The organism is Bacillus sp. N3378-2at (genome assembly GCF_033412715.1).
In the GTDB taxonomy this organism is placed as follows: Bacteria; Bacillota; Bacilli; order Bacillales; family Bacillaceae; genus Bacillus; species Bacillus subtilis.
Window position 1 is genome coordinate 3,847,587 of record NZ_CP117986.1, and the last position, 27,000, is coordinate 3,874,586.

A 27,000-nucleotide genomic window follows, 5' to 3' on the forward strand; every position below is an offset into this window, starting at 1 on the left:
AGTGTTAGAGTACGGATTTAAAGATGACAGCCTGTCATTACATACAGACCTTTATCAGATCAATATGGCGGAAACGTACTGGAGAGACGGCATTCATGAAAAGAAAGCGATTTTTGAGCTGTTTTTCAGAAGGCTTCCGTTTGAAAATGGCTATGCCGTATTTGCGGGCTTGGAAAAAGCCATTGAATACTTGGAAAATTTCAAGTTTACGGATAGCGATTTGAGTTATTTACAGGATGAACTCGGGTATCATGAAGATTTTATTGAATATTTGCGCGGCTTATCTTTTACAGGTTCACTTTACTCCATGAAAGAAGGAGAGCTCGTTTTTAACAATGAGCCGATTATGAGGGTGGAGGCACCCCTGGTAGAAGCGCAGCTGATTGAAACAGCTTTGCTCAACATTGTGAACTATCAAACATTAATTGCAACAAAGGCTGCCCGGATTAAAGGCGTCATTGGTGATGAAGTTGCGCTTGAATTCGGAACAAGACGGGCGCACGAAATGGATGCGGCCATGTGGGGAGCGAGAGCAGCCTTAATCGGCGGCTTTAGCGCGACAAGCAATGTAAGAGCCGGAAAGCGCTTTAATATCCCGGTTTCCGGCACACATGCGCATGCGCTTGTGCAGGCTTACCGCGATGAATATACAGCTTTCAAAAAATACGCGGAAACACATAAGGATTGCGTCTTCTTAGTTGACACGTATGACACGCTTCGTTCAGGCATGCCGAACGCGATTAGGGTTGCCAAGGAATTCGGCGACCGCATTAATTTCATTGGCATCCGTCTGGACAGCGGCGATTTGGCGTACCTGTCAAAAAAAGCCCGGAAAATGCTTGATGAAGCAGGATTTACAGATGCGAAGGTGATTGCTTCAAGCGATTTGGATGAGCACACCATTATGAATTTAAAGGCTCAGGGAGCGCGCATTGATGTCTGGGGTGTCGGTACGAAGCTGATCACTGCCTATGACCAGCCGGCTCTCGGCGCAGTTTATAAACTCGTTGCCATTGAAGAAGACGGGAAAATGGTCGACACGATCAAAATTTCGTCCAATCCTGAAAAAGTGACGACACCGGGCAGAAAGAAAGTCTACCGCATTATTAATCAGTCCAACCATCATTCTGAAGGCGACTATATTGCGCTTTATGATGAGCGGGTGAATGATCAGAAGCGGCTCAGAATGTTCCACCCGGTTCATACATTCATCAGCAAATTTGTCACGAATTTTTATGCGAAGGATCTTCATGAGCTGATTTTTGAGAAAGGTATTCTTTGCTACCAAAACCCTGAGATTTCAGACATACAGCAGTATGTGCAGGATAACCTCAGCCTGCTTTGGGAGGAATATAAGAGAATCAGCAAGCCGGAGGAATACCCGGTTGATTTAAGCGAGGACTGCTGGAGCAATAAAATGCAGCGGATCCACGAAGTGAAAAGCAGAATTGAAGAAGAGCTTGAGGAAGAATAAAGAAAACTGGCCTTTCGTTCGCGAAGGGCCAGTTTTCTTTATGTATATATTATATTTCATGTTTAGACAATTTTCGTCAAATTATTTGATATACTTAGGGGTGAAAGCCGCGCGTATTGTAAGGGGGATAAATCAATGAGGGTGTTTGTTGCAAGACAGCCTATTTTTAATAGAAAAGAACAGGTTGTTGCTTATGAACTGCTGTATAGAGAAAGCGAAGAGAACGTGTATAGCGCTAAAGACGGCGATCAGGCAACAACAGATTTGGTGATCAACAGCTTTTTAAACATCGGAATTGAGAAGCTGACGGAAGGGAAACGCTGTTTTGTTAATTTTACGGAAAGCCTGATGTTTTCGAATCTTCCCACCTCCTTCAATCCGAAACAGCTTGTCATTGAAATCCTTGAAGATATACCGATCACGCCGGCCCTCATTTCTAGATGCAAAGAATTGAAAAAAATGGGGTATATGCTGGCGCTTGATGATTTTTATGCAATAAACCCGCAAGATGAGGACTTACTGGAAAAACTCATGAGCTATATTGATATATTGAAAATTGATTTTCTCAAAACAACACGAATGGAACGCAGAACAATTTTGCAAACCTACGGCTGCCGCGGCCTGATTTTTTTAGCGGAAAAAGTAGAGACCCGAAAAGAATATAAACAGGCGGTCCAAGACGGCTTTCAATTATTCCAAGGCTACTTTTTCAGCGAGCCGCGCATCATCAGCGGGCATGACCTATCGACTCATTTCTATTCTTACTATGAACTGCTTAACGAACTGAGTAAAGAGCAGCCTAACATAAAGCGTGTGACAGAGTACATAGAGCGGGATTTATCACTGTCCTATCAAATTTTAAAATTTTTAAACTCATCCCACAGCCGTTTGAGCCAGAAAATTGAAAGCATTCAACAGGCCATTATGCTGCTGGGATTTAATGAAATCAAACGGTGGATATATATTCTTTCCTTTAAGGATTTAAGCAGGAAAGGGCATTCCAGCAAGCACGAAATCATTAAGATTTCTCTGATAAGAGCAAAGCTTTGCGAACTGTTGGCGAGAAAGACATTCCGGCCGCAGCCTGCTTCTTATATGCTGATCGGAATGTTTTCTCTCATAGACACCCTCCTGCATAGAGGAATAGAGGAAATTGTTCAAGAATTGCCTTTAAAAGATGAAGTCGGGCAAGCATTATTAGGCCATCAAAACGACTACTACCAAATGCTTGAGCTTGTGAAATTAATTGAAAGCAACAACTGGGACACTTGCTCGGAATTAGGCAATCAACTCGACAAAGAAGAAGCGTATGAATGTTATCTTGAGGCTCTGGAATGGTGTCATAATCTTATGGACGCAAAATGATTGCGGTCCTCTGACCACCGCAAAGCAAGAATGATTCGGCTTTGCGTTCCGATAAGGCTGATATAGATGCCGTCGGGATTAAAGACCGTATCCACTTCATGCCGGACACCCATTTGTTTGATCAGGCGCTTGATGGTTTGTTTATCGGACTGCTCGGCTGCGGTCAGAATGCGGCGCGAGAGCTCCCGCGAGCCCGCAATGCGGCCGAGAACGAGCTGGGCATCCGCAAATATCCCTGCGGCCTGCCTCGCTGAACGGATAAAGGTATCAATATTGTTGGCAGGAGCGGGCGGACGGCGTACCTCATACGGATACACGTAAAACCAGGGATAACGATATCTCATGGGAGCACCTCGCAAAAAAGGATGTTTCTATATGTATAGATCCCTAATTGCCGAATATGACAAAGCGAAAAGGCCACAACTTTAGCGTTGCGGTCTTTTTCGGTGTTTGTCGGTCAGGAAACGCCAAGAATCGCATATTCAATTTTGAAAATACGGTATGAAGGACTATAGTCTTGCTTAGTGAAAATGCGAAACCCGTTAAAATCAAGGAGATTAAGAATCTTTCTCAATTTCAGCACATATAAACGCTCTTTCACATAGAAAGATAGTCCCGTTCTTGTTGTGATTCCTTTGAGTATAAGGACCTATTGAGATTTGCGGTGTCACGCAGGACTTTTTTGCATACTTTTCGGTGAAAAATGAGCCGAAAGCAGATACACTATTAGTAACAGATCAAATACCTAGGACTCGTTCACCATACACAATTCATTGATCTTTCAAAAAAAGGAGTGTGGAAACGATGGAAAAGAAACTTGAAGAAGTAAAACAATTGTTATTCCGACTCGAACTTGATATTAAAGAAACGACAGATTCATTACGAAACATTAACAAAAGCATTGATCAACTCGATAAATACAATTATGCAATGAAAATTTCGTGAAAAAGACTTGGAAACAAGTCTTTTTTTTCGTTCTACCGATACAATAAATGGATAAAGTATTATATGATTGTTAAAAAACGAAAAACCTGCTGTCCTTTAAATGTCCCATTTAGTAAAATGGAATGGGAGGGGGGAAGTCGTTATTGAGCAGATATGTTTAGATTCTGTCCGGATCAAGGAGAAAATGAAGGAGATTGTGGATGAAAATATTTTAAATGAGGACTTAAAAGTGAAGCTCATTTCTTTTATCAAAGAAAAAAAACAATTTTCATTTGCAGAACTGGCTTATTACCATTACATAGCATTTGATGGAAAAAACGACAAAGCAATTGAGTTATTGGCGTCAGGTATAGAACTTTTAATTTTATCTGCGGACATTTTTGACGATATTGAGGATAAGGACAATCTTCAGGCTTCTTGGATGAAATTAGATCCTTCTATAGCAACTAACGCAGCTACCGCACTTTATACATTAAGTCTGCAAGTAATAGGTTCAGTCTCAAATCATCCAAAACTTTTAAGCCTTACTTTGCAATATTCACTCCAATCTTTACAAGGACAACATGTAGATTTGAATTTAACAGCCTCATCAGAATCAGAGTATATTGAAATGATTAAACTTAAGTCGGGTTCTCTGGTAACATTGCCCAGTATTCTTGGTGTATATCTGGCAACTGGAGAATATAATGAAACAGTTGAGGAGTATTCACGTTATTTAGGTATAGTCGAGCAAATTGCAAATGATCACTATGGACTTTATTACCCTAACTATAATGACTTCAAAACTAGACATACGCTTGCCTTCAATTATCTTAAAAATAAATTTAACCAATCATCAATTGACTTATTAAATTTTTATGCGCAAGAAAATCATATGATAAATAATTTGGAAGATTTGAAGGGAAAGTTAAGAGAATCAGGTGTAATACAATATTTGAATGTTATAAAAAATTTAGCAGTGGAAAATTTTAAGGAATCATTCAAAAAACTGAGATTAGATGAACAAAGAAAAAATAAATTACTTATTCAATTATTAAGGGGGATTTAATTTGAAACATATTGATAAAATCATTAGCCATCTAGTAAACAACCCGGAAGCGTTTGATCAATTTAAGAATGGGAACTTAACCTTGCTAAATATAAATGAAAAAGAAAAGAAAGCAATATTATACGCGTTTGAACAAGGAGAGGTGCCAAGAACAAGCAAGTGGCCTCCAATAGAAGCTATTAGTAATTTTTTTGAGGATGATAAAAGAAAAAGTTTGATTTAATTACGGGATGATGTGATGTACAGATATATTAACGTCTATAAATATTTGTCTCTAGTTTTTATCATTTTAAGTTTTATTTATGTTATATACCTCTCGTATAGCTTTGCTTTTAACATCTTCGTAGGTGCGGATGTAAAGATAAATGAACAGGGTAAGTTAGAGGTCACCAATGTTTTAGATTATACAGATGAATATTATTCATGTGTGAAAAAGGGAGATATCATTCTTGAAGTAAATGGGGAGAAAGGCAGTGATATTCAATTAAAAAGTGGAAGATTGGTCAATGTAGAAAGTTTAATTGTTGAGAGAGATAATAAATCATTTCATTTACAAAATGTAAGCCTAATCAGTGAAGAAAATTTATTTATGTATCTCATTCCTGTAATATCTTATTCAATCTGTTTATTTTGTATATTTTTTATTTATAGAATAAATAAAGTAAGAAAATCAACTTCTGCTTATATTTTAATTTTATTTTTGTTATTTGTATCAGTAGCGTATGTAAGTGCATGTGGAGCAAGAAGAGGTGAAGAGATAAGCACTTATCTGCTTGTTCTTACTTTAGTCAGTTGTCCGGTGTTATATATTCATTTTATATATAAATACTTTATAGAATTAGGAACAAAGTTATTCGAAAAGAAGATTTTAATCATTATGTATATGCTCCCGCTAATAAATCTTTTATTAGAGGACGTTCTGAGTAATAGATTAAAATCTTCGGCTTTTTTGTCTAATCTGAATTTGATTTCATTTTTTGTCCTAGTTCTTACTGTATCGATTCTTATCCATAAAGGGATAAGAAAATTTAAACAAAAAGAGCAAAAGTCAATTTTGAAAGTCCTTGCTTATACAAATATCTTTTCTTTCAGTCCGTTTATTGTCTTTTTTGCTGTTCCATATGTGTTTTTCGAGAAGTATGTCTCACCTTTTAGTTTGGCTGCTTTTACACTTGTTATACCTTTTTCTTTAGTATATCAATTTATGACTAATAGACTTTATAATATCGACTTTGTTGTGGGGCGGCTTAAGTACTACGGTTTTTTAGCCATTACACCTACTATTATCGTAGTGACCATCTTTAATTACATTCAGCAACCAAAGGATATCTTTTATTTAGTTAAACTAACAATTGCAATATATGTTCTTATGTTTGCCGTTTTTTACTTTAAAGAAATCATTGATTTTCGTTTCAAGTTGAAAAGATTTACAGAGAAATTTAATTATCAAGATGGGATTTTTAAATTTACTCAGTTGATTAAGCAAGCATCATCAGTAGATCAAGTACTTAATCACTTTAAAAATACAATCCTAGAAGTATTAAACATAGATAATGCTTGCGTGTATGATAATTCTAAAGGGGAAATCACCCTTCTTAGTAAGAACAACTTTAAAGATCTGACTTATAAAAATCATGAGCAATATGTGAAAAATTTTTCTGGTGATATCGGTAAAATTAAAGAGTTTAAACAAGGTTTTATTATTAAAATAGGTGAACGAGGAGACAGATCATTTTTAGTACTCTGTTTCTCAAGTTATAATACTTTTAAGTTAACAAGGGATGAAATTGCATGGCTTCAAACATTAGCATTTTATACAAATGTCTCATTGGAAAACGTTATGAAAATCGAAGAATTGATGGTGCATCTTGAGGATTTAAAACAACAAGAATCCAACCCCGTATGGCTCAAAAAACTCATGTACACGATCGAGGAAAAACAACGCTCGGATCTCGCCCGCGATCTCCACGATTCGGTTCTTCAGGATTTGATTTCCTTAAAACGCCAGTGTGAGCTGTTTTTGGGTGATTTTAAGAAGGGTGATAATCCGTGCCGTGAAGAGGTGCAGGACAAGCTTGTACAGATGAATGAGCAGATGTCTGATGTGATTTCGATGACGAGGGAGACGTGTCATGAGCTGCGGCCGCAGCTTCTGTATGATCTTGGGCTGGTCAAGGCGCTGTCGAAGCTGGTGGCGCAGCAGCAGGAGCGGGTTCCGTTTCATATCCGTTTAAATACCGGGAGATTTACGGCTTCCCTTGATCTGGATTCGCAGCTGAATTTGTACCGGATCATTCAAGAGTTTCTGTCTAATGCGGTCAAGCACTCTCAGGCGACGGATGTGCTGATTATGCTCATCAGTATTCAAAACAAAATCGTTCTTCATTATGAGGATGATGGCGTAGGATTTGATCAGGAAAAGAATACTGAGCATTCCATGAGCATGGGGCTTTCTGGCATTAAGGAGAGAGTCAGGGCTTTAGATGGGCGCCTTCGGATTGAAACAAGTGAAGGAAAGGGCTTTAAGGCTGATATTGAAATCGAATTGTAATGGATTTATAACGGAAACGACTTGGCACAGGCCAAGTCTTTTTTATAAAATGGAAAAGAGTGAGTAAAAGGGAGGAAAACATGAAAAAGATACTAGTGATTGATGACCATCCGGCTGTCATGGAAGGCACCAAGACAATTTTGGAAACGGATTCGAATTTGTCTGTTGATTGTCTCAGTCCTGAACCGAGCGAACAGTTTATCAAGCAGCATGATTTCTCGTCATATGATCTCATTTTAATGGATCTGAATCTAGGCGGCGAGGTCAATGGGATGGAGCTTTCTAAACAGATTTTACAAGAGAATCCTCATTGTAAAATTATCGTGTATACCGGTTATGAGGTCGAGGATTATTTCGAGGAAGCGATTCGTGCGGGTCTGCACGGTGCCATCAGCAAAACGGAATCTAAAGAAAAGATCACCCAATACATATACCACGTACTCAATGGAGAAATTTTAGTCGATTTTGCTTACTTTAAACAGCTGATGACTCAGCAAAAAACAAAGCCGGCTCCTTCCTCTCAAAAAGAACAAGATGTGCTCACACCTAGAGAATGCCTGATTCTTCAAGAAGTTGAAAAAGGATTTACAAACCAAGAAATCGCAGATGCCCTTCATTTAAGCAAGCGGTCCATTGAATACAGCTTGACATCGATTTTCAATAAGCTGAATGTCGGTTCACGGACGGAAGCGGTTTTGATAGCGAAATCAGACGGTGTACTTTAAATGTTGGGGGTGTAGATGATGGATACGAAACACACATTGCTTGAAGCGCTTGGTATAGAGATTGTTGAAAACACAGCGGAACGATGCGTTGCGGTCATGCCGGTGGATCATCGGACGGTGCAGCCGTTCGGATATTTGCATGGGGGCGCTTCAGTGGCCCTGGCGGAAACAGCGGCGAGCGCAGGTGCACAGAACCTGATTGATCATTCAACACAGGCTTGTGTCGGTTTGGAGATTAACGCCAACCATTTAAAATCTGTAAAGGAAGGAACGGTAAAGGCGATAGCCGAGCCCGTTCATATCGGCAGAACGACGATTGTCTATCACATTCACATATATGACGAGCAAGAGAGGCTGATCTGTATATCCAGATGCACGCTGGCTGTCATCAAGAAATAAAAAAACAGCCGGAACTCTGCCTGTCCGGCTGCTTATTTTTATAAATAAGAATCCTCTTTTCGTTTAATCACAAAGTTTCTGATTCCGTTATAGTCATCCTGTACGCTTCTCTCATCAAGCTTGACGCCGGAGTTATACGCAGCACGGCAGATCAAGTGCCCGCCGATAGGCGACGTAATAAAGATAAAGAGAATCCCAAGCAGGATTTTAGCGGAGAGTTCCCCCGTCACAAACCACAAATAGAAGAAGACACCAAGCAGAATCATATTGACACCCAATGTTGAGCCTTTAGAAGCAGCATGAGCGCGTGTAAACACATCGGGAAGGCGAAGTACGCCAAATGAAGCAATGAGGCATACAAGAGCACCCAGCAAAATGAATACAGCCACAACGACTTTAGCGGTTTCGATCATTTTCGATAATCTCTCCTTTCTCCAGGAACTTGGAAAATGCGATTGTTCCGATAAACGATAAAATCCCCAGCAGCAAAATAATATCCAAAAACGCACTTGTTTTCAGCAAAATGGAGACAAGCGCCGTGATTGCGATCAGATTGATGCCGATTGCATCCAGAGCCACCACCCGGTCAGGCACAGTCGGCCCTTTAATGACACGAATGACATACAAAAAGGTAGACACTGCCATAATGCCGAGCGCGATTTGCAGGATCAGCGTAAACATCACCGGCTCACCTCCTGTATGGCTTTTTCAAATGACTCCCGAATGTCAAAAATCGCTTTTTCCGCATCCTCGATATCCATTGCATGAATATAAAGTATTGTTCTGTCATCTGAAATATCCATCACCAAGGTTCCCGGCGTTAATGTAATGAGCAGAGAAAGCAGGGTGATTTCCCAGTCCTTCGTCAGTTCAGTTTTAAAAGCAAAAATACCCGGTCTGATATTCAGTTTTGGAGATAAGACTGATTTCATCACACTGACATTGGCAAGGTACAGTTCCTTTATAAAAATGAAACAGAGCTTGATGATAGAAATCAATTTCCATAGATAAAACTGGCGAGTGAAAAAGCGCCGGAAGAAAAAGAGAGAGAGCATTCCCAGAATATAGCCTGTAATGAAGCCTGCGGCGCTTGGACTGTTGCTTAAGAACATCCAGCAAAAAGCGAGAAACACATTTAATAAAATTTGAAAAGCCATGCGATCTACTCCTTCAGAACAGCTTCGATATATTTTTCCGGATTCAGCAGCGTCTCGGCCGCTTGATCAACGTAAGGCGACACCCATTCTGTACCCAATCCGAAGAGAAGAGACAGCAAGAGAAAAATAGCTGCCGGATAAAGAAGTCCTTTAGCTGTTCGATGATTTGGTTTTGGCGTTTCTTTTTCTTCGCCCCAAAACGCATGTATAAAGATCCTCAGCACAGAGTACAGTACGAGCAGACTTGAAAGCAGAATCAGCATGGATATCGTAAATTCACCTTCTGCGAAGCCGCCCTCCGCAATTTTAAATTTGCCGACAAATCCGCTCAGTGGCGGAATGCCTGCAAGAGAAATAGCAGAAATGAAAAACATCCATCCAAGAACAGGATAGCGTTTGATCAGCCCGCCCATTTTATGCAGGTTCGCAGTTCCAGTCAATGCGATCAGCGTACCCGCCAGCATAAACAAAGCGCCCTTAATCAGCATATCGTGAATCAGATAGTAGATCGCGCCCTGAATGGATGCGGGGGTGTGTACTGCTACACCGAACAAAATCACGCCGACAGCGGTAATAATGTTATAGATCACAATTTTCATGACATTCGAATAAGCGAGTGAACCGATCACACCGAAAATCACAGTCAGCGCCGCCAGCCAAATCATCAGCTGATGGGTAAAGGCTGTATCGTGAATAAAAATCAATGTGAAAACCCTCGCAATCGAATATAACCCGACTTTTGTCAGCAAAGCGCCGAACAACGCGGAGATTGCCGCCGGTGGCGCGTAATAAGAGCCTGGAAGCCAAAAGTAGAGGGGGAAGATTCCGCCCTTCATGCCAAATACCAAAAGCATCAGGACACCAATCACAGTGATCAGCCCGGTTTGTCCTGTTTCGCTGATTTTCACGCTAAGATCCGCCATGTTTAACGTGCCGGTTACAGCGTATAAAAAGCCGACCCCTATGACAAACAGGGCAGACGATACGATATTAAACACGATATATTTAAGGGATTCCAGCAGCTGAATTTTTGTACCGCCTAATACAATCAGCATATAGGAAGCAATAAGCAGAAGCTCAAAAAATACGTACATATTAAATAAATCGCCTGTTAAAAACGCTCCGCTGACGCCGGCAAGCAAGAACTGAACGCCGGAGTAGTAAAAGGAGCGCTCCCGTTTTTCACCGACAGAACGGAAGGAATAAAGCCCAACCAATAAACCGATGATCGCTGTTGTGAGAACGAGCAGGCTGGCGAATTGGTCTGCGGCAAGCACAATGCCGTACGGCGCTTTCCAGCCGCCTAAGCTGAGTGTCTGGATACCTTTTGTGAAGACAGTCTGTACAAGTATGCCGCTAATCACAATCCCGATGGCCGATGCCGCCGTGCTGAAGATTCTCATGAGCATAAGGTTCTTCGTCATGAAAATCAGAAGAATAGCCGACAAAAGCGGGATCAGGATTGGCAAAATAACAAAATTATTCATGTTGATCATTTCCCCTCATTTGATCCATATCGTCCGATTTCAATTCCTGATAAGCGCGAAAGGCCATAACGAGGATGAATGATGTAACGCCAAAAGAAATGACAATTGCGGTCAAAATCAGGGCTTGCGGAAGCGGATCGACAAATGATTTGGCATGCTCGCTCAAAATCGGAGCGGCGCCTTTCTTTAATCCTCCCATAGTCAAAAGCATTAAATGAACGCCATGGCTTAACAGTGCTGTTCCGATAATGACGCGAAGCAGGCTTTTAGACAGCAGCAAATACGTAGCAGCCATAAAAATAATACCGGCTAATACAGCCGTTAAGATTTCCATTATTCTTCCTCTCCAATCGTTTGAATAATGGTCATCGTTATGCCTACGACAACAAGATAAACGCCTAAATCAAATATCGTCGCTGTGGCGAGCTCCGTTTTCCCAAGGATCGGCAGCTGAAAGTATCCGAATGTGTGGGTTAAAAAAGGAGCCCCGAAGACAAAGGAGCCAACGCCTGTTAATACAGCGAGCAGAAGGCCGGCTCCCGCGACATAAATGAAATTGACCGGCAAAAGGGAACGCACGGTTTTTAAATCATACGCCAAGAGCAAGAGAACGATGGAAGAGGACGTGATCAGTCCGCCGACAAAGCCTCCTCCGGGCGCGTTATGCCCTGATAAAAATAAATAGAAAGAGAAAAGCAAAATGATAAAGGATACAAGTTTTGTCGCGGTTTGAAGAATCAAGTCATTTGTTTTTTGTTCATTCACCGCTTTTCCCCTCCTCTTTTACTTTTGTTTTAATCATGCTGTAAATGCCGAGAGCGGCTATTGTTAATACCGTAATTTCAAACATTGTATCAAATCCCCTGAAATCAACAAGAATGACATTGACGACATTATCCCCTCCGCCGAGATCGTGGCTGTGTTTGACAAAGAAGGACGCAATGCTGTCTTTTGTCCGTTGGCTTGAGGATGCGATACCAAGCAGAGTAACAATAATACCGACGCCTAAAGAAATGATAAAATTCGTCATCCGGAACGTTCTCGTTTTTGTTTTCAGCCTCAGTTTCGGCAAATGGTAGAAGCAAAGCAGAAACAGTGCCACAGAAATCGTTTCAATGACGAGCTGGGTCAATGCCAAATCCGGCGCTCTGAAAATGACAAAAAACAATGCAAGCGTATAACCGACAACACCGAGTGCAATGATCGCCGTCAGTCTTGACCTAGCAAAAACAGTCGCCACTGTGGCGCTGATCATGACAAGCGTCAAAATGATTTCGTATACACCGATTTTAGCCATGCCTTCCGTTTTAAATGAAAATCCGCCTTTAATGGCAAAAGCTCCGCCTATCAGAATGATGAAACCAGCGAAGATATACAGCAAATAATCTCTTAAAAACCCGGTCATATATTGTTTTGTGATCCGGTAAGAGCCTTTCTCCATCAGAGTCAAAAGCTTATCGTATAACCGGTTGAGTGTGAGTTTCGAAGGAAACAGTTTATAGATTCCTTTCCACTTATTCAGCGACAAATAACCAATTGTTCCGATCACAACAATACCCGCAGTCATGAGCAATTCCGTTGTAACCCCATGCCACTGTGAAATGTGAACGTGGAATTTCTCATGGCCGGCAAGCAGTGTCGGATAGATTGAGTTCATCGCAGGCTCTATCAGGCTGTACGACAATATATTCGGGAAAAAGAAGAGACTGACAGCCAAAGCGACAAGAATGACCGGTGGTACGAGCATGCCGACAGGCGCCTCGTGAGCCGGTTTTTCAAGCTGTTCAGGCTGGTAATTTCCTCTGAATGTTTTAAACAGCAATTTCATGCTGTAGATAAACGTAAATACACTTCCGATCCAGGCGAAAAGAGGGAACAGAACGCCCCATGTCTGCACGTTGAACAGGTCAAAATGTGTCACGCGAAGCATGCTTGTGAAAAACATTTCTTTACTCAAAAATCCGTTAAACGGCGGTAGGCCGGCCATTGAAAATGTCCCGATTAAGGAAATGGTAAATGTAATCGGCATAATCGCCATCAGGCCGCCTAGCTTCCGGATATCCCGTGTGCCTGTTTCGTGATCGATAATCCCGACTGCCATAAACAAGCTTCCTTTAAAGGTTGCGTGGTTGATCAAATGGAAAATGGCAGCCATAGCGGCAACTGTATAATATTCTGTATGGCCATAATGAAGGGCCGCAGCACTGACTCCGAGCATGGAGATGATCATGCCGAGCTGGCTGACGGTTGAAAACGCCAAAATCGATTTTAAATCAGTTTGTTTCACGGCATGGAATGAACCCCAAACCATCGTAAAGAGGCCAACGAGGGACACGATCCAAAACCACTGAGCTGAAAAGGCGAAAATAGGACTGAATCTCGCAATCACATAAATGCCGGCTTTTACCATAGTAGCTGAATGGAGATAAGCGCTGACAGGCGTCGGAGCTTCCATCGCGTCAGGGAGCCAGATGTAAAAAGGAAATTGCGCTGATTTCGTAAAAGCCCCTAATAAAATGAGAATCATAGCCGGGATAAACAATTCGTGGCCGGCAATTAATTGAACCTGATGAACCATCTCTCGAATACTGAAGGAATCCGTTATCAAATAAAGGAGAATAAATCCGCCGAGCATGCACAGCCCGCCGCTGACCGTAATCAAAAGTGATTTGGCTGCGCCATAGCGCGACTTTTCCCGCTTATACCAATAGCCGATCAGCAAAAAGGATGAAAGGCTTGTAAGCTCCCAGAACATGTAGAGAACCATGACATTGTCTACTAGAACGACACCGAGCATGGCGCCCATGAACATCAATAAGTAGACATAAAAGGGCCCAAGCTGTTCTTTTTCTTTCGATAAATAAAAAATGCTGTAAAGAGTGACCAAAGAGCCAATGCCTGTGATCAGTAAAGCGAATAATAACCCGAGGCCGTCTATATAAACGGTAAAGTTAATGCCGAGTGACGGAATCCACTCTAATACCGATCGAAGTGTTTCTCCAGACTGTGTCATCCTGATCATTGGGAGAAAGTATATAAACAGCAAGACGGGCAGGATCAACACAAACCAGCCCGTATGCACTCTTTTTGCGTATTTTGCCAAGAAGGGAATGATAAAAGCAAATAAAAAAGGCGATAAAATAGCAAGATGTAAGAGCTGCAAAGATAAGACCTCCTTTTCTCGTTCTCAATTGAAAAATGCGCTATGTATGAAATATACGGTCAAACGACCTAGTCCAAATTATATCGCACTTTTCTGCAAGCTGCCACGCTTCGAACTGCTGTAATGGGTTTTTATGAGTTCTTTTGACCTCAAAATAAGTCTAACAAAAAAGAGGTTATTTGTATATTTAAAATCAATCCTGATCAAGCTGAAGGAAAGGAGCTGGTCATGTGAAAAGAAAAGTCGTGATGTGCTCAGGTTTATTCTGCTCAGTATTTGCAGGGGCATTCATGTTGAATCAATATGACGGGCGCAGCGGTGTGGCGGCTAGTGATGAGTGGGAGCTGTATTTACTGGAGCACCATCTGTCAGCCAGAATGAGTGAGATGGAATCAAAGGATCTGCCGTTTGGTCCCCGAGAGTATATTCGGATTGTGAATAAATAAAAAAAGAGTTCCGCATAAAACGGAACTCTTTCTGTTTATGAAGTGAAAAAACGAAGCAGCACTGTCGCGCAAATAACTGTGCCTGCACCGCCGAGACGGGTTGAAATTTGGGCAAACGGCATAAGGCCCATTCTTCCTGATGCCGATAAAATGGCAACATCACCCGTTCCGCCGAGGCCGCTGTGGCAGCAGGTAACGATTGCGGATTCAACCGGATACATGTTCATCAGCTTGCCTACGAAATATCCAGAACCAATCATCGCGATAACAACTGAAATACAGATGATGACAAACGGTATAGAAATCACAGACGCTACGTCATCCAACGGAATAAAGAGGATGCCGAGACCGACCATCAGCGGCCATGTAAAGCTTGAAGAAATAAACTTATAAAGCTGGTAAGCGCCTTCTTCCATTTTTTTCGGAAGAATATTTGCATACTTGACAGCCGCAGCTGAAATAATCATTAAGATCGCGCCCGGGATGAAGATGAATTTCTCCAATAACCCGCCAAAAATAAAGAATGTACACGCGAGCAGAACTCCTGCTCCCATTAATTTGAAATCAATTTTTGCTTCGGCTTCTTTTTGATTGAAAATCTCATTTGCTTTTTTAGATTTTACGAGACGTCCGTTCCCGTTTAGATCTGGACGCTTATCGCCAAGCTTTTTCATTAAGGCTGCACATATGATAGCAAAAACATTTCCTATAATTGCTGCTGGAACCAGCTGAGACACAAATACATCAGCAGATGAGCCCAGTATTTGTGAGTAGGCGATTGAAAGCGGCAAAATTCCTTCGCCTATTCCCCCGGCAATAATCGGGACAACAACAAAGAAAAAGGAATCATAGGCACTATAGCCAAAAATAAATCCGACAAGGATGCCGGCTGCAACGGCCGCGATCGTTCCTGCAACCAGTGGAACGAACATTCTGATAAACCCCTGTATTAAAACAATTCTGTTCATACCGAGGATACTTCCCACAACAAGGCAAGCGATATAGAAATAAAGGAAGTTAGACGTTTTCATCAAGTTGGTTACAGCGTCTAAAGATGTTGAATTCAGTACATTGTAAAAGACTAAAAATGAAGGAACAAACAAAGATAAAATAGCAGGGCCGCCAATATCCTTCAATATCGGTATGCGTTGGCCTATGTCTCCGAGAAACACACCAAGAATCATAATGATGGCAAACCCGCCAAGCATATTTGCCGGCAGCTCATTGTAATAGGCTGCAAGAATAATAATAACAGCTAATACTGTGTATAATGGCAAAGGAATCACACCGATTTCCCAAGACCAAATTTTTTGAAACAGGTTTTTCTCCTGTGAGTCTTTTTGCTCAGGTGAAATTGTCCCCGTTTTTGGAATTGCTCCCATGTCATACACCCCCATGTATTGTTTGTTACAGTCTACAAGAAAGCGTTAACACTTCATATTTTTTTAAGTTAAAAAACTAATAAACAATTAAATTAAGAGGGTCTTTTGAATTAGAAAAAAACCCCTGAGAATCGTCTTCCCAGGGGAGAATGTTTATCTTTTTCCTTTAATATAAGGCACGCCATTGGCTTTTGGCGCATCTGCCCGCCCGATAAAGCCGGTTAAAGCGAGAATCGTTAAGACATAAGGAGCCATCAGCATATACACATTTGGTATGTCTTTAAAAAGAGGGAGCAGCGATCCAATGATGCTTAAGCTTTGGGCGAATCCGAAAAACAGGGCGGCCCCCAGTGCTCCGATCGGATGCCATTTTCCGAATACAAGCGCTGCCAGGGCGATAAAGCCTTGCCCGGAGATGGTAGAGTGCGTGAAATCAAGCGCAATTGTGGAGGCATATACGCCGCCGCCGAGACCGCCGAACAATCCGCTGATCATCACACCGATGTAGCGCATTTTATATACGTTGATTCCCATCGTATCGGCCGCCATCGGATGCTCTCCGACAGAACGGATACGAAGGCCGAACGGCGTTTTGAACAAGATAAACCAGGAAATAAAGGCAAGTGCTATTGCAAGAATAGACGTATAATAGACATCCGAAAAGAAGATCTTTCCCAAGACGGGAATATCGCCCAAACCGGGGATTTTCGTCTTATAAAAAGGCTCTGGAATTTTGTCTGTCTGCGCTTTGCCGTAGATCAGTTTGACGATAAATAAAGTTGCCCCAAGCGCCAGCATGTTAATGGCGACACCGCTGACTGTCTGGTCGGCGCGAAACGAAATCGCCGCTGCCGCGTGAATCAGTGAAAACAGGGCGCCTGCTGCCATGGCGGCAAGGAGCGAAAGCCAAGGTGCGGCGGCACCTAATTCCGGACCAAAAAATAAATTAAATAACACGCTGGTGAACGCCCCGATAATCATGAGGCCTTCTAGGCCGATATTCACCACACCTGATCTCTCGGAAAACACGCCGCCGAGAGCAGTTAAAATAAGCGGGGCCGCATAGACGAGTGTTGCAGGGACAATGATAGATAAAATCTGCACAATGTCCACTTAGTTCGCCCCCTTTTTCTTCAATTTGCCCATGACGAAACGAATCGCATAGCTTGAAGCCACAAACAGAATAATAATAGCAATCACAATATCAACGACCTCTGATGGAACGCCTGATTCAATCGGCATATTTAATGCGCCGATTTTCAGCCCGCCAAGCAGGCATGCTGCCAGTATAACCCCGATGGCTGTGTTTCCCCCGAGAAGAGCGACAGCGATACCGTCAAAGCCTACGCCGGTAAATGCGCCTTTCACTGCTGCGTATTCGAATGTTCCTAGCCCCTCCATGGCTCCGGCAAGGCCTGCAAAAGCGCCGGAGATAAGCATGGAGGTCATGATATTCTTCCGCACGCTCATGCCGGCATACTGGGAAGCGTGCTGGTTAAACCCGACCGCCCGGAGCTCAAATCCTTTTGTAGTTTTGTTGATGATAAACCACATGATAACTGCTGCGAGAAGGGCAACGATGATTCCCAAATGCAGCCGTGAGTAATCGGTGATCTGTTCAAGAAAAGGAGAGCGGAGGGAGGCGGATTCGTGAATTTTCCCCGTCTTGTCCTGATGATCTGTCAAGACGTTTGAAATGATGTAATTGGTCATGTGCAGCGCGATATAATTCATCATAATGGTGACAATGACTTCATGAACGTAAAATCGCGCTTTCAAAATGCCGGGAATAAACCCCCATAATCCTCCTGCAGCTGCCGCTGTAATCAATGCGAGCGGCAAGTGAATATATGCCGGTCCGTCAAACGCCGTACCGACCCAAACCGCTGCTGTCCAGCCGACGAGCAGCTGTCCCTCGACGCCGATATTAAAGAGTCCGGTTCGGAATGCAAAGGCGACAGCCAATCCGGATAAAATATAAGGCGTAATTTGCCGGATTGTTTCTCCGACATAATAGATTTCTCCGAATATCCCATTCCACAAAGCCGAATATCCGCTAGCCACACTGTAGCCGCTCACAAGCATAATCAACGCGCCGGCCGCAAGACCAAGGATGATTGCGATGAGCGGCACGAGTAAATGAGAGAGTCGTTTAACCATTTGCTTTCCCCGCTTCCTTTTGCGTGCTTCCTGCCATCAAGAGACCAAGCTCCTGTTCAGTGGTTTCCTGCGGATTAACGCTGGCGATAATGCGTCCTTCAAAAATAACGGCGATTCTGTCACTGAGATTCATAATTTCTTCAAGCTCAAACGAGAGGAGAAGAACGGCTTTCCCGGCATCACGCTGCTCAATGAGCTTTTTATGGACAAATTCAATCGCTCCGACATCAAGGCCGCGAGTCGGCTGGGCGGCAATTAATAAATCAGGATTTCGGTCTATTTCCCGCCCGATAATCGCTTTTTGCTGGTTTCCGCCTGACAATGCCCGAGCGTGTGTATATTCATCCGGCGTTCTGACGTCGTACTCGCTGATCAGGCTGCGTGCTTTTTTGTACATTTCGCCTTTATGTAAAACGCCCAATGCTGAATACGGCTTTTTGTAATAGCTTTGCAGCAGGATATTCTCTCCGATTGGAAAATCAAGGACGAGACCGTGTTTATGGCGATCCTGAGGAATATGCCCGATCCCGGATTCAGTGATTTTTCTTGGCGTCAGGTTTTGGATCTGTTTTCCGTTTAAGGTGATTGTTCCTGAATCTGTTTTGCGGAGTCCTGTCACCGCTTCGATCAGCTCTGATTGCCCGTTTCCGTCGACGCCTGCTAAGCCGACTATTTCTCCCGCTTTGACAGAAAGAGACAAATCTCTGACTGTCTCTATTCCGCGGGTATCCTTTACAGTTATGCCGTCAATCGCAAGCACTTCCGCTCCCGGCTGAGCAGCTCTCTTTTCAGTTTTGAACGATACCTCGCGGCCGACCATTAGACTGGCGAGTTCGTCTTGGTTTGTATCACGGACATCAAGGGTTTTGATGCCTTTTCCTTTACGGATAACCGTAACGCGGTCACAAATCTCCATAATCTCTTTCAGCTTATGGGTGATTAAGATGATGGACTTCCCTTCTTTGACCAGGTTCTTCATAATTTGCATCAGTTCCTTAATTTCATGAGGCGTCAAAACAGCCGTCGGTTCATCAAAAATCAGAATGTCGGCACCGCGGTAGAGGGTTTTTAATATTTCTGCGCGCTGCTGCATACCGACTGATATGTCAGCTGCTTTTGCTTCAGGATGGATCTGCAGGCCGTATCGATCGGAAATGTCCTGCACCTCTTGGCCAGCACGCTTCCGGTCAATTCTGCCAAACTTCTTTGGCTCCTTCCCGAGAATAATATTTTCAGCAACTGTAAAGGTGTCAACAAGCATAAAGTGCTGGTGCACCATTCCAATTCCAAGGTCATTCGCTTTGTTCGGGCTGTTGATGTGCACCTTCTCGCCGCGCACCCGAATTTCACCCCGCTCCGGCTGATACAGCCCGAAAAGGACATTCATCAACGTTGATTTCCCCGCTCCGTTTTCACCGAGCAACGCGTGTATTTCGCCTTTTTTGACTTGAAGATTGATATTGTCATTGGCGACGATACCTGGAAACGCCTTGCGGATATTGAGCATTTCAATGACATATTCCATTGATTGACCGCTCCTTTATTTCAAAATAAAAGAAAAACAAGGGATAAGGGCTCGACCTCCTTATCCCTGCGATTCTTATTCAGCTTTGAAGGTTTTCAGCTCTTTCTCAGTTGCCGGGATTTCCAATCCGTCGATGATTTTTTTCTTCCATTTATCGACCGCTTTGATCACATCATCCGATAGATTTTGTTTAGATGGAGAAATGCCGACTCCGTCTTGATCAAGCCCGTAGGTAAGTGTTTCGCCGCCCGGGAACTTTCCGTCACTCGCTTTTTTCGTTACATCTTCAACGACTGTATCTACTTTTTTCACCATGGAAGTGAGGGTGACGTTATCATCTGTTCCTTCTACCTGGCCTTCTGCGTATTGGTCTTTATCGACACCGATGACCCAGACATCGCGTTTTGGATCTTCTTTTTTCAGGTTTTTCGCTTCAGTAAAGACGCCTGTGCCAGTGGCGCCCGCAGAGTGATAAATAACATCTACGCCTGATTTATACATGCTTTCGGCGGTTGCTTTACCGACATCGGCTTTATCGAAACCCCCTGCGTATTTCACTTCTACAACGGCTTTAGGGTTAATTGCTTGCACGCCGGCACGGAAGCCGACCTCGAATTTTTTGATTAACTCTGATTCCATGCCGCCTACAAAGCCGATTTTTCCTGATTTGCTTGATAGGGCTGCGGCCACTCCGACGAGAAATGAGCCTTCCTGCTCTTTAAACGTAATACTTGCGACGTTGTCTTTATCGACAACAGCATCTATAATCGCAAAGTTTGTATTTTTACGCTGGTCAGCAATTTCGCTGATTGAATCCTCCATTAAGTAGCCGACGCCGTAAATTAAGTCAAAATTCTCACGCGCCAATTTATTTAAGTTCGTTGTATAGTCTGCATCAGATTTGGATTGAAGATAGTCGTAACCGTTTTTGCCTTTTTTCAGCCCATTCTCTTTCCCAAAGGCTTGGATGCCTTCCCAGGCTGATTGGTTGAAGGATTTGTCATCCACTCCGCCTACGTCAGTAACCATCGCCACACTGAATTTGTTTTTGCCTTCGCCTGAGCCGCTGCTTTTTTCGCTGTTTCCGCATGCTCCTAATATGGTGCCTGCTGCGATCACAAGTGACATCGCCAATCCGATTTTTCGTTCAAGATATAACCCCCCAGAAAAATTTGGTTCAAAGCTGATCCGGCCAGTCATGTGATGGGCTGTCCTGAACACTTTCTTAGAATCGATAAAATTTTCTGATAATAACAAATGGAATGCGCTGAGACAGTTCTATTCTTCCCTGAATAAGCGTGGTGTGAGTATTTCCTTCGAAAGGCGGGGAAGAGAAGGATGCGGAAGGCGTTCCGGGCGGAAAACCGTGACATCGTTTTCTGAAGTAAGACTTATGACTTAGTTTTTCGGGATCAACTTACCAATCATAATTTATCATTTAACTAATAAGAAATAAATAGAATTTCGCATAATTTTTTAAAAAGTATCTATTTTTAGAATTGTTTGCTTAAAAATGTGAAAGGCCCTTTGTTATTCTTGTATAACTTATCAACAATAGAATCAAGCATCTTGGCAAGAGATATGACAGGAAAAACGCACTGCTCAAAGCGAGCAGTGCGTTTTCTTATAGATATTGCTTTATTCCGTTAAGGTTACTGTTGTTGACGTTGTACTGAAACACAGGTCTTCCGATCGTTCCGTACGCCATTTCTACATTCAGAACTTGTACATCTTCAAGAAACTTTAAGTATTTTCGTATGGATACTTGAGAGATTTCTGTGTGCTTTGCCAAGTCTTCTGTCGTAAAAGATTCATTTTCAAATGACTGGATACTGGACCAGATCAGCTTCAGCGTGCTTTTTGTCAGGCCTTTAGGAAGCTGCACTTTTTCTGTTGCTTCTTTCTTTTGAAAAAGCTCGGCGTCCAGTTCTTTTTGGCTCATGTTGCGATGGGTTGAATACACCTTTTGTTTTCGTCTGTAATCAGACAAAGCCGTTTGGAAACGTTCAAATTCAAACGGTTTGATTAAATAATCGACAGCTCCGTACCGAAGTGTTTTCTTGATTACGTCAAGCTCGCTGGCCGCTGAGATGACAATCACGTCAACCGCTTCATTATGGGCTCTCAATTCCGTCAGCAGTTCCAGCCCGTTTTTTCCCGGCATATAAATATCAAGCAAAATGAGGTCGATATGGTGCTCGCCTAAAATATGCAGAGCGCTTTGAAAGGAAGAAGCGATGCCTTTCAGCTGAAAGCCATCTATTTGGCTTAAGTATCGTTTATTTAATTCACCCACCATGGGGTCATCTTCAACTATTAGTACATTAATCATGATTTTCCTCCTTCGGTTCGTACGGGATGCGAATACTGAATGTCGTTCCTTCATTCTTTTCGCTTGTGAGGATCATTTGGCCTTTTAAATTTTCGATGCTTTGCTGTGTGAAATAAAGGCCGAATCCCCGGTTTTTGCCCTTTGTTGAATAGCCTTGTTCAAATACTTTGGCTTGGTCTTCTTCAGACATGCCTGCTCCAGTATCGGTAATTTCAATATCAAGTATGCTGTTATGGAAGCGCATGGACATGGTGATTTGTTTTTTCGGCATATCCGCAACGGCGTCTAAGCCATTGTTGATGAGATTTCCGATGATTGTAATAAGTTCATGGATGACAGAAGGGTCTGCCGCGTTCGGGATGACACCGTTGCATTCAATATCAAGATTTGCGCCCTGCTCACGTATAAAGCTTTGCTTTCCGAGCAGAAAACCGGCCAGTACGGAGCTTTTGACATCATTTATAATTTCACTTGTTTCTGATTTTTGCTGTATGGCTATATCTTTAATATAATCTCCAAGATCATCATACTCTTTCAGCTGGACGAGACCTAATATCACATGCAGTTTGTTCATAAATTCATGAGACTGCGCTCTCAGTGCGTTTGCATACATTTTAACACCGGAAAGCTGTTCAGCTAAATGTTTTACCTCGGTCTTGTCGCGGAATGTTGCAATCGCTCCGACAGTTTGTCCTTTCAGCTGGATAGGAACTTCATTAAACACAAGCTCCAGTCCGTTAATGCGGACGTCTCTGTCTTGAAGAGGTTTTTTTGTCTCAATGACCTTTTTCAAGCGGCTTTTCGGCAAGATGTCATCTACATCCTGATCAATGGGATTTGTGTTGATGCCCATTTTGACGAATAGGTGTTTTGCTTCCGCGTTGGCAAGTTTAATTTTGCCATGTTCATCGACAGCGAGTATTCCTTCCTTCGTCGATTCCAGCATCGCGCTCCGTTCTTCAAGCAGAGTCGCAATTTCATAAGGTTCAAGTCCGTACATGATATTTTTCACTGTACGGGCGACGATAACGGCTCCGATCACACCGACGAAGATGCTGACGCAAATAATAAAGTAAAGCGGCCGTAAGCTATGGCTGATCACTTCATCAATTTCATTTACGGTGATGCCGACCGCGACTGCACCGACCTGTTTTCCATTCTCCGCGTAGACAGGGACGAACGCTCTCTGCGATTTCCCGAGCGTGCCAGAGGCTGTGCTGATATGGACATGCCCTTTTAATACCTCGGACTCATCACCGCCTCTGAATTTTTTTCCGATTTTGCTCGGGTCAGGATGAGTTTTGCGGATACCGTTCATATCCATGACGACAACAAATTCCGTGCCGGTAATTTTCTGAACCCGCTTTGTGTAGCTCTGCAGTTCCTTTTGTTTTTTTCCGCTTTCTAAAGCAGCGGCTGTCATCGGCGCCTCAGCTACCATTTCAGCAGTCTGCAGCGCAGTGGCCTTTTCCTGATCTCTAATTCGTTTGGTGGTTTGGGCACCGACTGTAAAAAACGTAATGAGCAATGCGATTAATACAACGATACAAACAAATATGGTGAGTCTGGTTTGCAGTTTTAATGTTTTTTTCATATAAAACTTCCTTACGTTTTATGATTCCTGCGTACTACTTTACTCTCAAAATGCTGCTTTGTGAAGATTTGGGACCGTAATTCGTAAAAAGGAGAAAAAATGGAATAATTTATCTTGTCAATGTGTTTTAAGTCCTCCATAATAAATGAGGTAGATTATAGAAAGGGACTTTTTTATATGAAAAATACTTATTTGACAGGATATTTTCCGCTGATTGCGATCCTGCTTTTTAGTTCGTCCTTATCCATCTCAACTTCACTTTATGCGTTGAAGATGCTGTCTTCATTTGGAATGTATGATGGAATGCTCGATTATTTTTCAGAGAAAGGAATCAGGCTTGCGTTATTTGCTGCCTTTGCACTTTTATATTTTATGGTTCTGTCCGCTCTGAAATTAATTGCAAATACCGTGACCGAGCTGTCATTGCTGTTTTTTGCTAATGATCCGGAAGGGAACAACCTGAAAAAACTCAGAATGGGTTCCATGATTTATTTGGGCGGCGGGATTTTATCCTTTGTGCTCTTGCAAAATGTCATTTGGATTGTGATCTGGTTTGCGGTCGTCACGCTCGCTTACTTTGTGTTTACCGTATACCGGATTTATTCGACGCTTTCTCTCATGTCATTAGTTGGATTCATTCTATTGGAACTGCTGTTTTGGTTTACCTTTGTTATCGGTATTCTGTTCATATTTATCAAGCTTTATAATAGCATAATGGCTAGCTTACCTGTGTAAGCTATCCATTTCAGCGTTTGGTGGTCAGATTTGCGCTTCGTGCTCTGTGCGCAATGAAACGGCGGCTAGATTCTCAGGTTTCCGCCGTTTCACAACTTCAAAAGTTTTCAATCACGCTGAATAGATGACAAAATCCTAAAACGAAGCCGTTTTAGGATTTTGTCAACAATCTGTGATGGCTAGCTTCCTAGCCATTTTTTATTTACGGTAAAAATCTTTTTTTAATAGAAGGGGAGGGGAGCATACATTCATTTTTTTTGCCAAACCACTTATAGCGGTTTTTGGCAATGAAAGAATAGACCATATCTCTGACAGGCTTCGGTACTGCGAAAAACAGGACGAAGAGCCGCCATGGGCCTCGCAGATGCCTGAAAACCTTAATGGCTGCAGTTGACTTTGTGTGCACTTGGCCGTCTTCAATAAAGACAAAGCTGTCAAACCGATCAGTCGGGAGCCCGCTTTTTTTCAGCAGGCTCTGCCCTGTTTCCGACTGCAGCGATGTGAAAGAAATCAATCCGTCCGGATCACGTTTAATGATAAATTGCACGGCGCCATTGCATAGATTGCAGACACCGTCAAACAGCAAAACGCGATTTGGAATTTGTTCTGAAGTCACCCCATATCCCCTCCGATCCTTTAATAAGCCGCTTGCAGCGTTCCTTTCCAGATGGAAAGCTGAGGGCTGATGCTGTGAAGATATTCAACGCTGGTCGGTGTGTCCTTTCCGACCCAGACACCCATTGTATACGTATCAGTCAGGCCGACAAACCACATATCGTGATAATCATTTGATGTTCCGGTTTTACCGCCGATGTAAGGCGCATTGAAATATGCTTTTTTCCCTGTTCCGCTTTTCACAACGGACGACATCAGTTTTTTCAGCTGCATGTTCGTGCGGACGCTGAATATTTGAGTCGCTTTATCATTCCATTTATAAAGCGTTTTTCCTTTTAGGTCTGTCACCTTTGTAATCGCATGGCTCGGCGTATAGCTTCCGCTGTTGCCGAATGTCGTATAAGCCTTTGTCATCTCAAGAGGCGTCATGCCGTTTGTAAATCCGCCAAGCGCCGCCGGAAGAAGATAGTCACTGTCGACAAGTTTGGCAAAATGATACGGCTCAATATAACTGAATGCCTTTTGGATGCCGACGCGGTCGAGCATTCTAATAGCCGGGGTATTATATGAATTTTTAAACGCCGTATCAAGCGTCACTGTGCCGTAAGTGCGGTTATTGTAGTTTTGCGGACAGTAGTCTTTGCTGCAAAACTTGCTGGCATCAATTGTGCTGCTTGCTGTCGCGCCGGTCTGTTCAATATAAGGGCCGTAATCAAGAAGCGGCTTAATGGATGAACCCGGCTGCCTGTACGCCTGGTAGGCGCGGTTAAAGTCATATTTTTGATAGTTTTTCCCGCCGGATAGAGCGATGATTTGATGCGTCTGGTGATTAATCACAGCCGCTCCGCCCTGTACGTCCGCATACGGGAGCTTGGAATTCATTTGTGCCACAACTTGATTTTGCATGTACGGATCAAGTGCAGTATAAATTTTCACGCCGTCTTTCATCAGCGTGCTGACTCTTGCGGACAGCTCGTTTTCGATCTTTTCTTTTTGTTTTCCTGATGCTTTTTGAAGGCGTTTATCAAAGCCTTCTGATTCAGACACCAGCTGAGTGAATTCATCATTGACGTAGGAAACGTAGTCAGGATATTTGTCTTCTCTTTTTTCAACATCCAGTTTGATTTTTTGTTTTACGGCTTTTTTCAGCTCTTTGTCCGTAATGACCCCGGCATCTTTTAGCCCTTTAAGCAAACGTTCTTGACGGCTTTTCGTGTAGTCAAAATGCTTGAGAGGATCATATAATGTAGGATTATTAGGTATAGCACAGATAAAAGCCATTTCTCCCACTGTGAGAGATTTCAGCGGTTTGCTGAAATAGAATTGAGCTGCTGAACCGACGCCATAAACACCATTGTTAAAATAAATGGTATTTAAGTAAGCTTCAAGAATTTCATTTTTCGTATATTTTTTCTCCAGCTGATAGGAATACGCGAGCTCTGTCAGCTTGCGGCTGAAGGAGCGTTCGTGGCTCAAATATAAGTTTCTTGAAAGCTGCTGTGTGATGGTGCTGGCACCCTGGTCAATTTTCTTGTCTTTTACGTTAGAAGCAGTAGCCCGCACCATTCCCATAAAGTCAAAGCCTTTATGCTCGTAAAAATGGCGGTCCTCAGATGTTAAGAAAATCTGTTTGACTTCCTCGGGAATGTTGTTAAATGGAACGAGCACACGGTTTTCGTGGTCGCTGACGATTTCCGAGACAAGGGAGCCGTCCCTGTCATACATGTAGCTGTTCTGAACAAGGCTGATATCTTTCAGATTAATATTTTTATCAAGCACCTGATCCAGGGACTTCATTTGTTTTACTTCTTTTCCGGAAGCGATAACTGTAAATGCAAACAATGGGATTATGCAAAGGAGCAAAATCCATCCGATTATTTTTCGTAACATGGTCACT

The 27,000-nt window shown here is 42.7% G+C and carries 28 protein-coding genes; 10 read left to right on the forward strand and 18 right to left on the reverse strand.

Features of this window, described 5'->3' with window-relative positions:
• Window position 1 precedes the first annotated feature (1 nt).
• Together PUN35_RS20590 and pdeH are read left to right on the forward strand one after the other, a co-directional pair.
• Window positions 2-1,474, forward strand: coding sequence for a nicotinate phosphoribosyltransferase (locus tag PUN35_RS20590; protein ID WP_014480708.1), 1,473 nt, complete (start codon window positions 2-4; stop codon window positions 1,472-1,474).
• Between the two features lie 135 nt (window positions 1,475-1,609).
• The gene (pdeH, locus tag PUN35_RS20595) at window positions 1,610-2,839 is read left to right on the forward strand and encodes a cyclic di-GMP phosphodiesterase (protein WP_014480707.1); all 1,230 of its coding nucleotides are present in this window, start codon (window positions 1,610-1,612) and stop codon (window positions 2,837-2,839) included.
• On the opposite strand, the gene PUN35_RS20600 is transcribed toward pdeH, so the two are convergent.
• Together PUN35_RS20600 and PUN35_RS20605 are read right to left on the reverse strand one after the other, a co-directional pair.
• On the reverse strand, window positions 2,815-3,183 hold the full coding sequence (locus tag PUN35_RS20600; RefSeq protein WP_014477834.1) for a YuzC family spore coat inner layer protein: 369 nt from the start codon (window positions 3,181-3,183) through the stop codon (window positions 2,815-2,817). The genes pdeH and PUN35_RS20600 overlap by 25 nt on opposite strands.
• 113 nt (window positions 3,184-3,296) lie before the next feature.
• The gene (locus tag PUN35_RS20605) at window positions 3,297-3,422 is read right to left on the reverse strand and encodes a hypothetical protein (protein ID WP_003228793.1); all 126 of its coding nucleotides are present in this window, start codon (window positions 3,420-3,422) and stop codon (window positions 3,297-3,299) included.
• A 221-nt stretch (window positions 3,423-3,643) separates the two neighbouring features.
• Between PUN35_RS20605 and degQ the strand changes: the two genes are divergently transcribed.
• The 6 genes from degQ (at window position 3,644) to PUN35_RS20635 (ending at window position 8,507) form a co-directional block, all read left to right on the forward strand.
• Window positions 3,644-3,784, forward strand: coding sequence for a degradation enzyme regulation protein DegQ (degQ, locus tag PUN35_RS20610; RefSeq protein ID WP_003220708.1), 141 nt, complete (start codon window positions 3,644-3,646; stop codon window positions 3,782-3,784).
• A gap of 184 nt (window positions 3,785-3,968) precedes the next feature.
• Window positions 3,969-4,832, forward strand: coding sequence for a polyprenyl synthetase family protein (locus tag PUN35_RS20615; RefSeq protein ID WP_014480705.1), 864 nt, complete (start codon window positions 3,969-3,971; stop codon window positions 4,830-4,832).
• A gap of 1 nt (window position 4,833) precedes the next feature.
• On the forward strand, window positions 4,834-5,055 hold the full coding sequence (gene comX / locus PUN35_RS20620; RefSeq protein ID WP_014480704.1) for a competence pheromone ComX: 222 nt from the start codon (window positions 4,834-4,836) through the stop codon (window positions 5,053-5,055).
• A 15-nt stretch (window positions 5,056-5,070) separates the two neighbouring features.
• Window positions 5,071-7,383, forward strand: coding sequence for a sensor histidine kinase (locus tag PUN35_RS20625; RefSeq protein WP_014480703.1), 2,313 nt, complete (start codon window positions 5,071-5,073; stop codon window positions 7,381-7,383).
• 80 nt (window positions 7,384-7,463) lie between these two features.
• Complete coding sequence (gene comA / locus PUN35_RS20630) at window positions 7,464-8,108, forward strand: two-component system response regulator ComA (RefSeq protein WP_003220716.1); 645 nt, start codon at window positions 7,464-7,466, stop codon at window positions 8,106-8,108.
• 18 nt (window positions 8,109-8,126) lie between these two features.
• A complete protein-coding gene (locus tag PUN35_RS20635) occupies window positions 8,127-8,507 on the forward strand; it encodes a hotdog fold thioesterase (protein WP_017695528.1) in 381 nt (126 codons plus the stop codon).
• Between the two features lie 38 nt (window positions 8,508-8,545).
• Here the strand turns inward: PUN35_RS20635 and mnhG are convergent, their stop codons facing one another.
• From mnhG to PUN35_RS20670, 7 genes are read right to left on the reverse strand one after another with little or no spacing between them, the layout of a single operon-like run.
• Window positions 8,546-8,920: a monovalent cation/H(+) antiporter subunit G gene (mnhG, locus tag PUN35_RS20640; protein ID WP_014477830.1), complete on the reverse strand. Its 375-nt coding sequence runs from the start codon at window positions 8,918-8,920 to the stop codon at window positions 8,546-8,548.
• Complete coding sequence (locus tag PUN35_RS20645) at window positions 8,904-9,188, reverse strand: Na(+)/H(+) antiporter subunit F1 (protein WP_003228814.1); 285 nt, start codon at window positions 9,186-9,188, stop codon at window positions 8,904-8,906. The genes mnhG and PUN35_RS20645 overlap by 17 nt, the downstream gene beginning before the upstream one ends.
• Entirely contained in the window at window positions 9,188-9,664 is a 477-nt protein-coding gene (locus tag PUN35_RS20650; RefSeq protein ID WP_003228815.1) for a Na+/H+ antiporter subunit E, read from the reverse strand. The genes PUN35_RS20645 and PUN35_RS20650 overlap by 1 nt, the downstream gene beginning before the upstream one ends.
• 5 nt (window positions 9,665-9,669) lie before the next feature.
• Window positions 9,670-11,151: a Na+/H+ antiporter subunit D gene (locus PUN35_RS20655; RefSeq protein ID WP_033881486.1), complete on the reverse strand. Its 1,482-nt coding sequence runs from the start codon at window positions 11,149-11,151 to the stop codon at window positions 9,670-9,672.
• Entirely contained in the window at window positions 11,144-11,485 is a 342-nt protein-coding gene (locus tag PUN35_RS20660) for a Na(+)/H(+) antiporter subunit C (RefSeq protein WP_014480700.1), read from the reverse strand. Before PUN35_RS20660 ends, PUN35_RS20655 begins: the two co-directional genes overlap by 8 nt.
• On the reverse strand, window positions 11,485-11,916 hold the full coding sequence (locus PUN35_RS20665; protein WP_003228819.1) for a Na(+)/H(+) antiporter subunit B: 432 nt from the start codon (window positions 11,914-11,916) through the stop codon (window positions 11,485-11,487). The genes PUN35_RS20660 and PUN35_RS20665 overlap by 1 nt, the downstream gene beginning before the upstream one ends.
• Entirely contained in the window at window positions 11,909-14,314 is a 2,406-nt protein-coding gene (locus PUN35_RS20670) for a Na+/H+ antiporter subunit A (RefSeq protein ID WP_014480699.1), read from the reverse strand. Before PUN35_RS20670 ends, PUN35_RS20665 begins: the two co-directional genes overlap by 8 nt.
• Before the next feature lie 230 nt (window positions 14,315-14,544).
• Here PUN35_RS20670 and PUN35_RS20675 point away from each other — a divergent pair, with 230 nt between their 5' ends.
• Entirely contained in the window at window positions 14,545-14,760 is a 216-nt protein-coding gene (locus PUN35_RS20675; RefSeq protein ID WP_015251336.1) for a hypothetical protein, read from the forward strand.
• Between the two features lie 35 nt (window positions 14,761-14,795).
• Here the strand turns inward: PUN35_RS20675 and maeN are convergent, their stop codons facing one another.
• From maeN to maeL, 7 genes are all read right to left on the reverse strand, one after another.
• Complete coding sequence (maeN, locus tag PUN35_RS20680; protein ID WP_003244241.1) at window positions 14,796-16,142, reverse strand: sodium/malate symporter MaeN; 1,347 nt, start codon at window positions 16,140-16,142, stop codon at window positions 14,796-14,798.
• Between the two features lie 153 nt (window positions 16,143-16,295).
• Window positions 16,296-17,255 (reverse strand): guanosine ABC transporter permease NupQ, encoded by a 960-nt coding sequence (gene nupQ, locus PUN35_RS20685; RefSeq protein WP_014480697.1) that lies wholly within the window; start codon window positions 17,253-17,255, stop codon window positions 16,296-16,298.
• Window positions 17,256-18,302, reverse strand: coding sequence for a guanosine ABC transporter permease NupP (gene nupP, locus PUN35_RS20690; RefSeq protein ID WP_014480696.1), 1,047 nt, complete (start codon window positions 18,300-18,302; stop codon window positions 17,256-17,258). It lies immediately after the preceding gene.
• The gene (gene nupO / locus PUN35_RS20695; RefSeq protein WP_014480695.1) at window positions 18,295-19,827 is read right to left on the reverse strand and encodes a guanosine ABC transporter ATP-binding protein NupO; all 1,533 of its coding nucleotides are present in this window, start codon (window positions 19,825-19,827) and stop codon (window positions 18,295-18,297) included. The genes nupP and nupO overlap by 8 nt, the downstream gene beginning before the upstream one ends.
• Before the next feature lie 75 nt (window positions 19,828-19,902).
• Window positions 19,903-21,027 (reverse strand): guanosine ABC transporter substrate-binding protein NupN, encoded by a 1,125-nt coding sequence (gene nupN, locus PUN35_RS20700; protein ID WP_014480694.1) that lies wholly within the window; start codon window positions 21,025-21,027, stop codon window positions 19,903-19,905.
• A 424-nt stretch (window positions 21,028-21,451) separates the two neighbouring features.
• A complete protein-coding gene (gene maeM, locus PUN35_RS20705; RefSeq protein ID WP_017695522.1) occupies window positions 21,452-22,159 on the reverse strand; it encodes a two-component system response regulator MaeM in 708 nt (235 codons plus the stop codon).
• Entirely contained in the window at window positions 22,152-23,753 is a 1,602-nt protein-coding gene (maeL, locus tag PUN35_RS20710) for a two-component system sensor histidine kinase MaeL (RefSeq protein WP_014480692.1), read from the reverse strand. The genes maeM and maeL overlap by 8 nt, the downstream gene beginning before the upstream one ends.
• Window positions 23,754-23,930: 177 nt before the next feature.
• Here maeL and PUN35_RS20715 point away from each other — a divergent pair, with 177 nt between their 5' ends.
• Complete coding sequence (locus PUN35_RS20715) at window positions 23,931-24,488, forward strand: YufK family protein (RefSeq protein WP_003228837.1); 558 nt, start codon at window positions 23,931-23,933, stop codon at window positions 24,486-24,488.
• A 202-nt stretch (window positions 24,489-24,690) separates the two neighbouring features.
• Here PUN35_RS20715 and PUN35_RS20720 read toward each other — a convergent pair whose 3' ends face one another.
• Together PUN35_RS20720 and PUN35_RS20725 are read right to left on the reverse strand one after the other, a co-directional pair.
• Window positions 24,691-25,104: a thiol-disulfide oxidoreductase DCC family protein gene (locus PUN35_RS20720; RefSeq protein WP_014480691.1), complete on the reverse strand. Its 414-nt coding sequence runs from the start codon at window positions 25,102-25,104 to the stop codon at window positions 24,691-24,693.
• Between the two features lie 20 nt (window positions 25,105-25,124).
• Window positions 25,125-26,999 carry a transglycosylase domain-containing protein gene (locus PUN35_RS20725; RefSeq protein ID WP_017695519.1) on the reverse strand — a complete coding sequence of 625 codons (1,875 nt, stop codon included), beginning with the start codon at window positions 26,997-26,999 and terminating at the stop codon, window positions 25,125-25,127.
• Window position 27,000 lies beyond the last annotated feature (1 nt).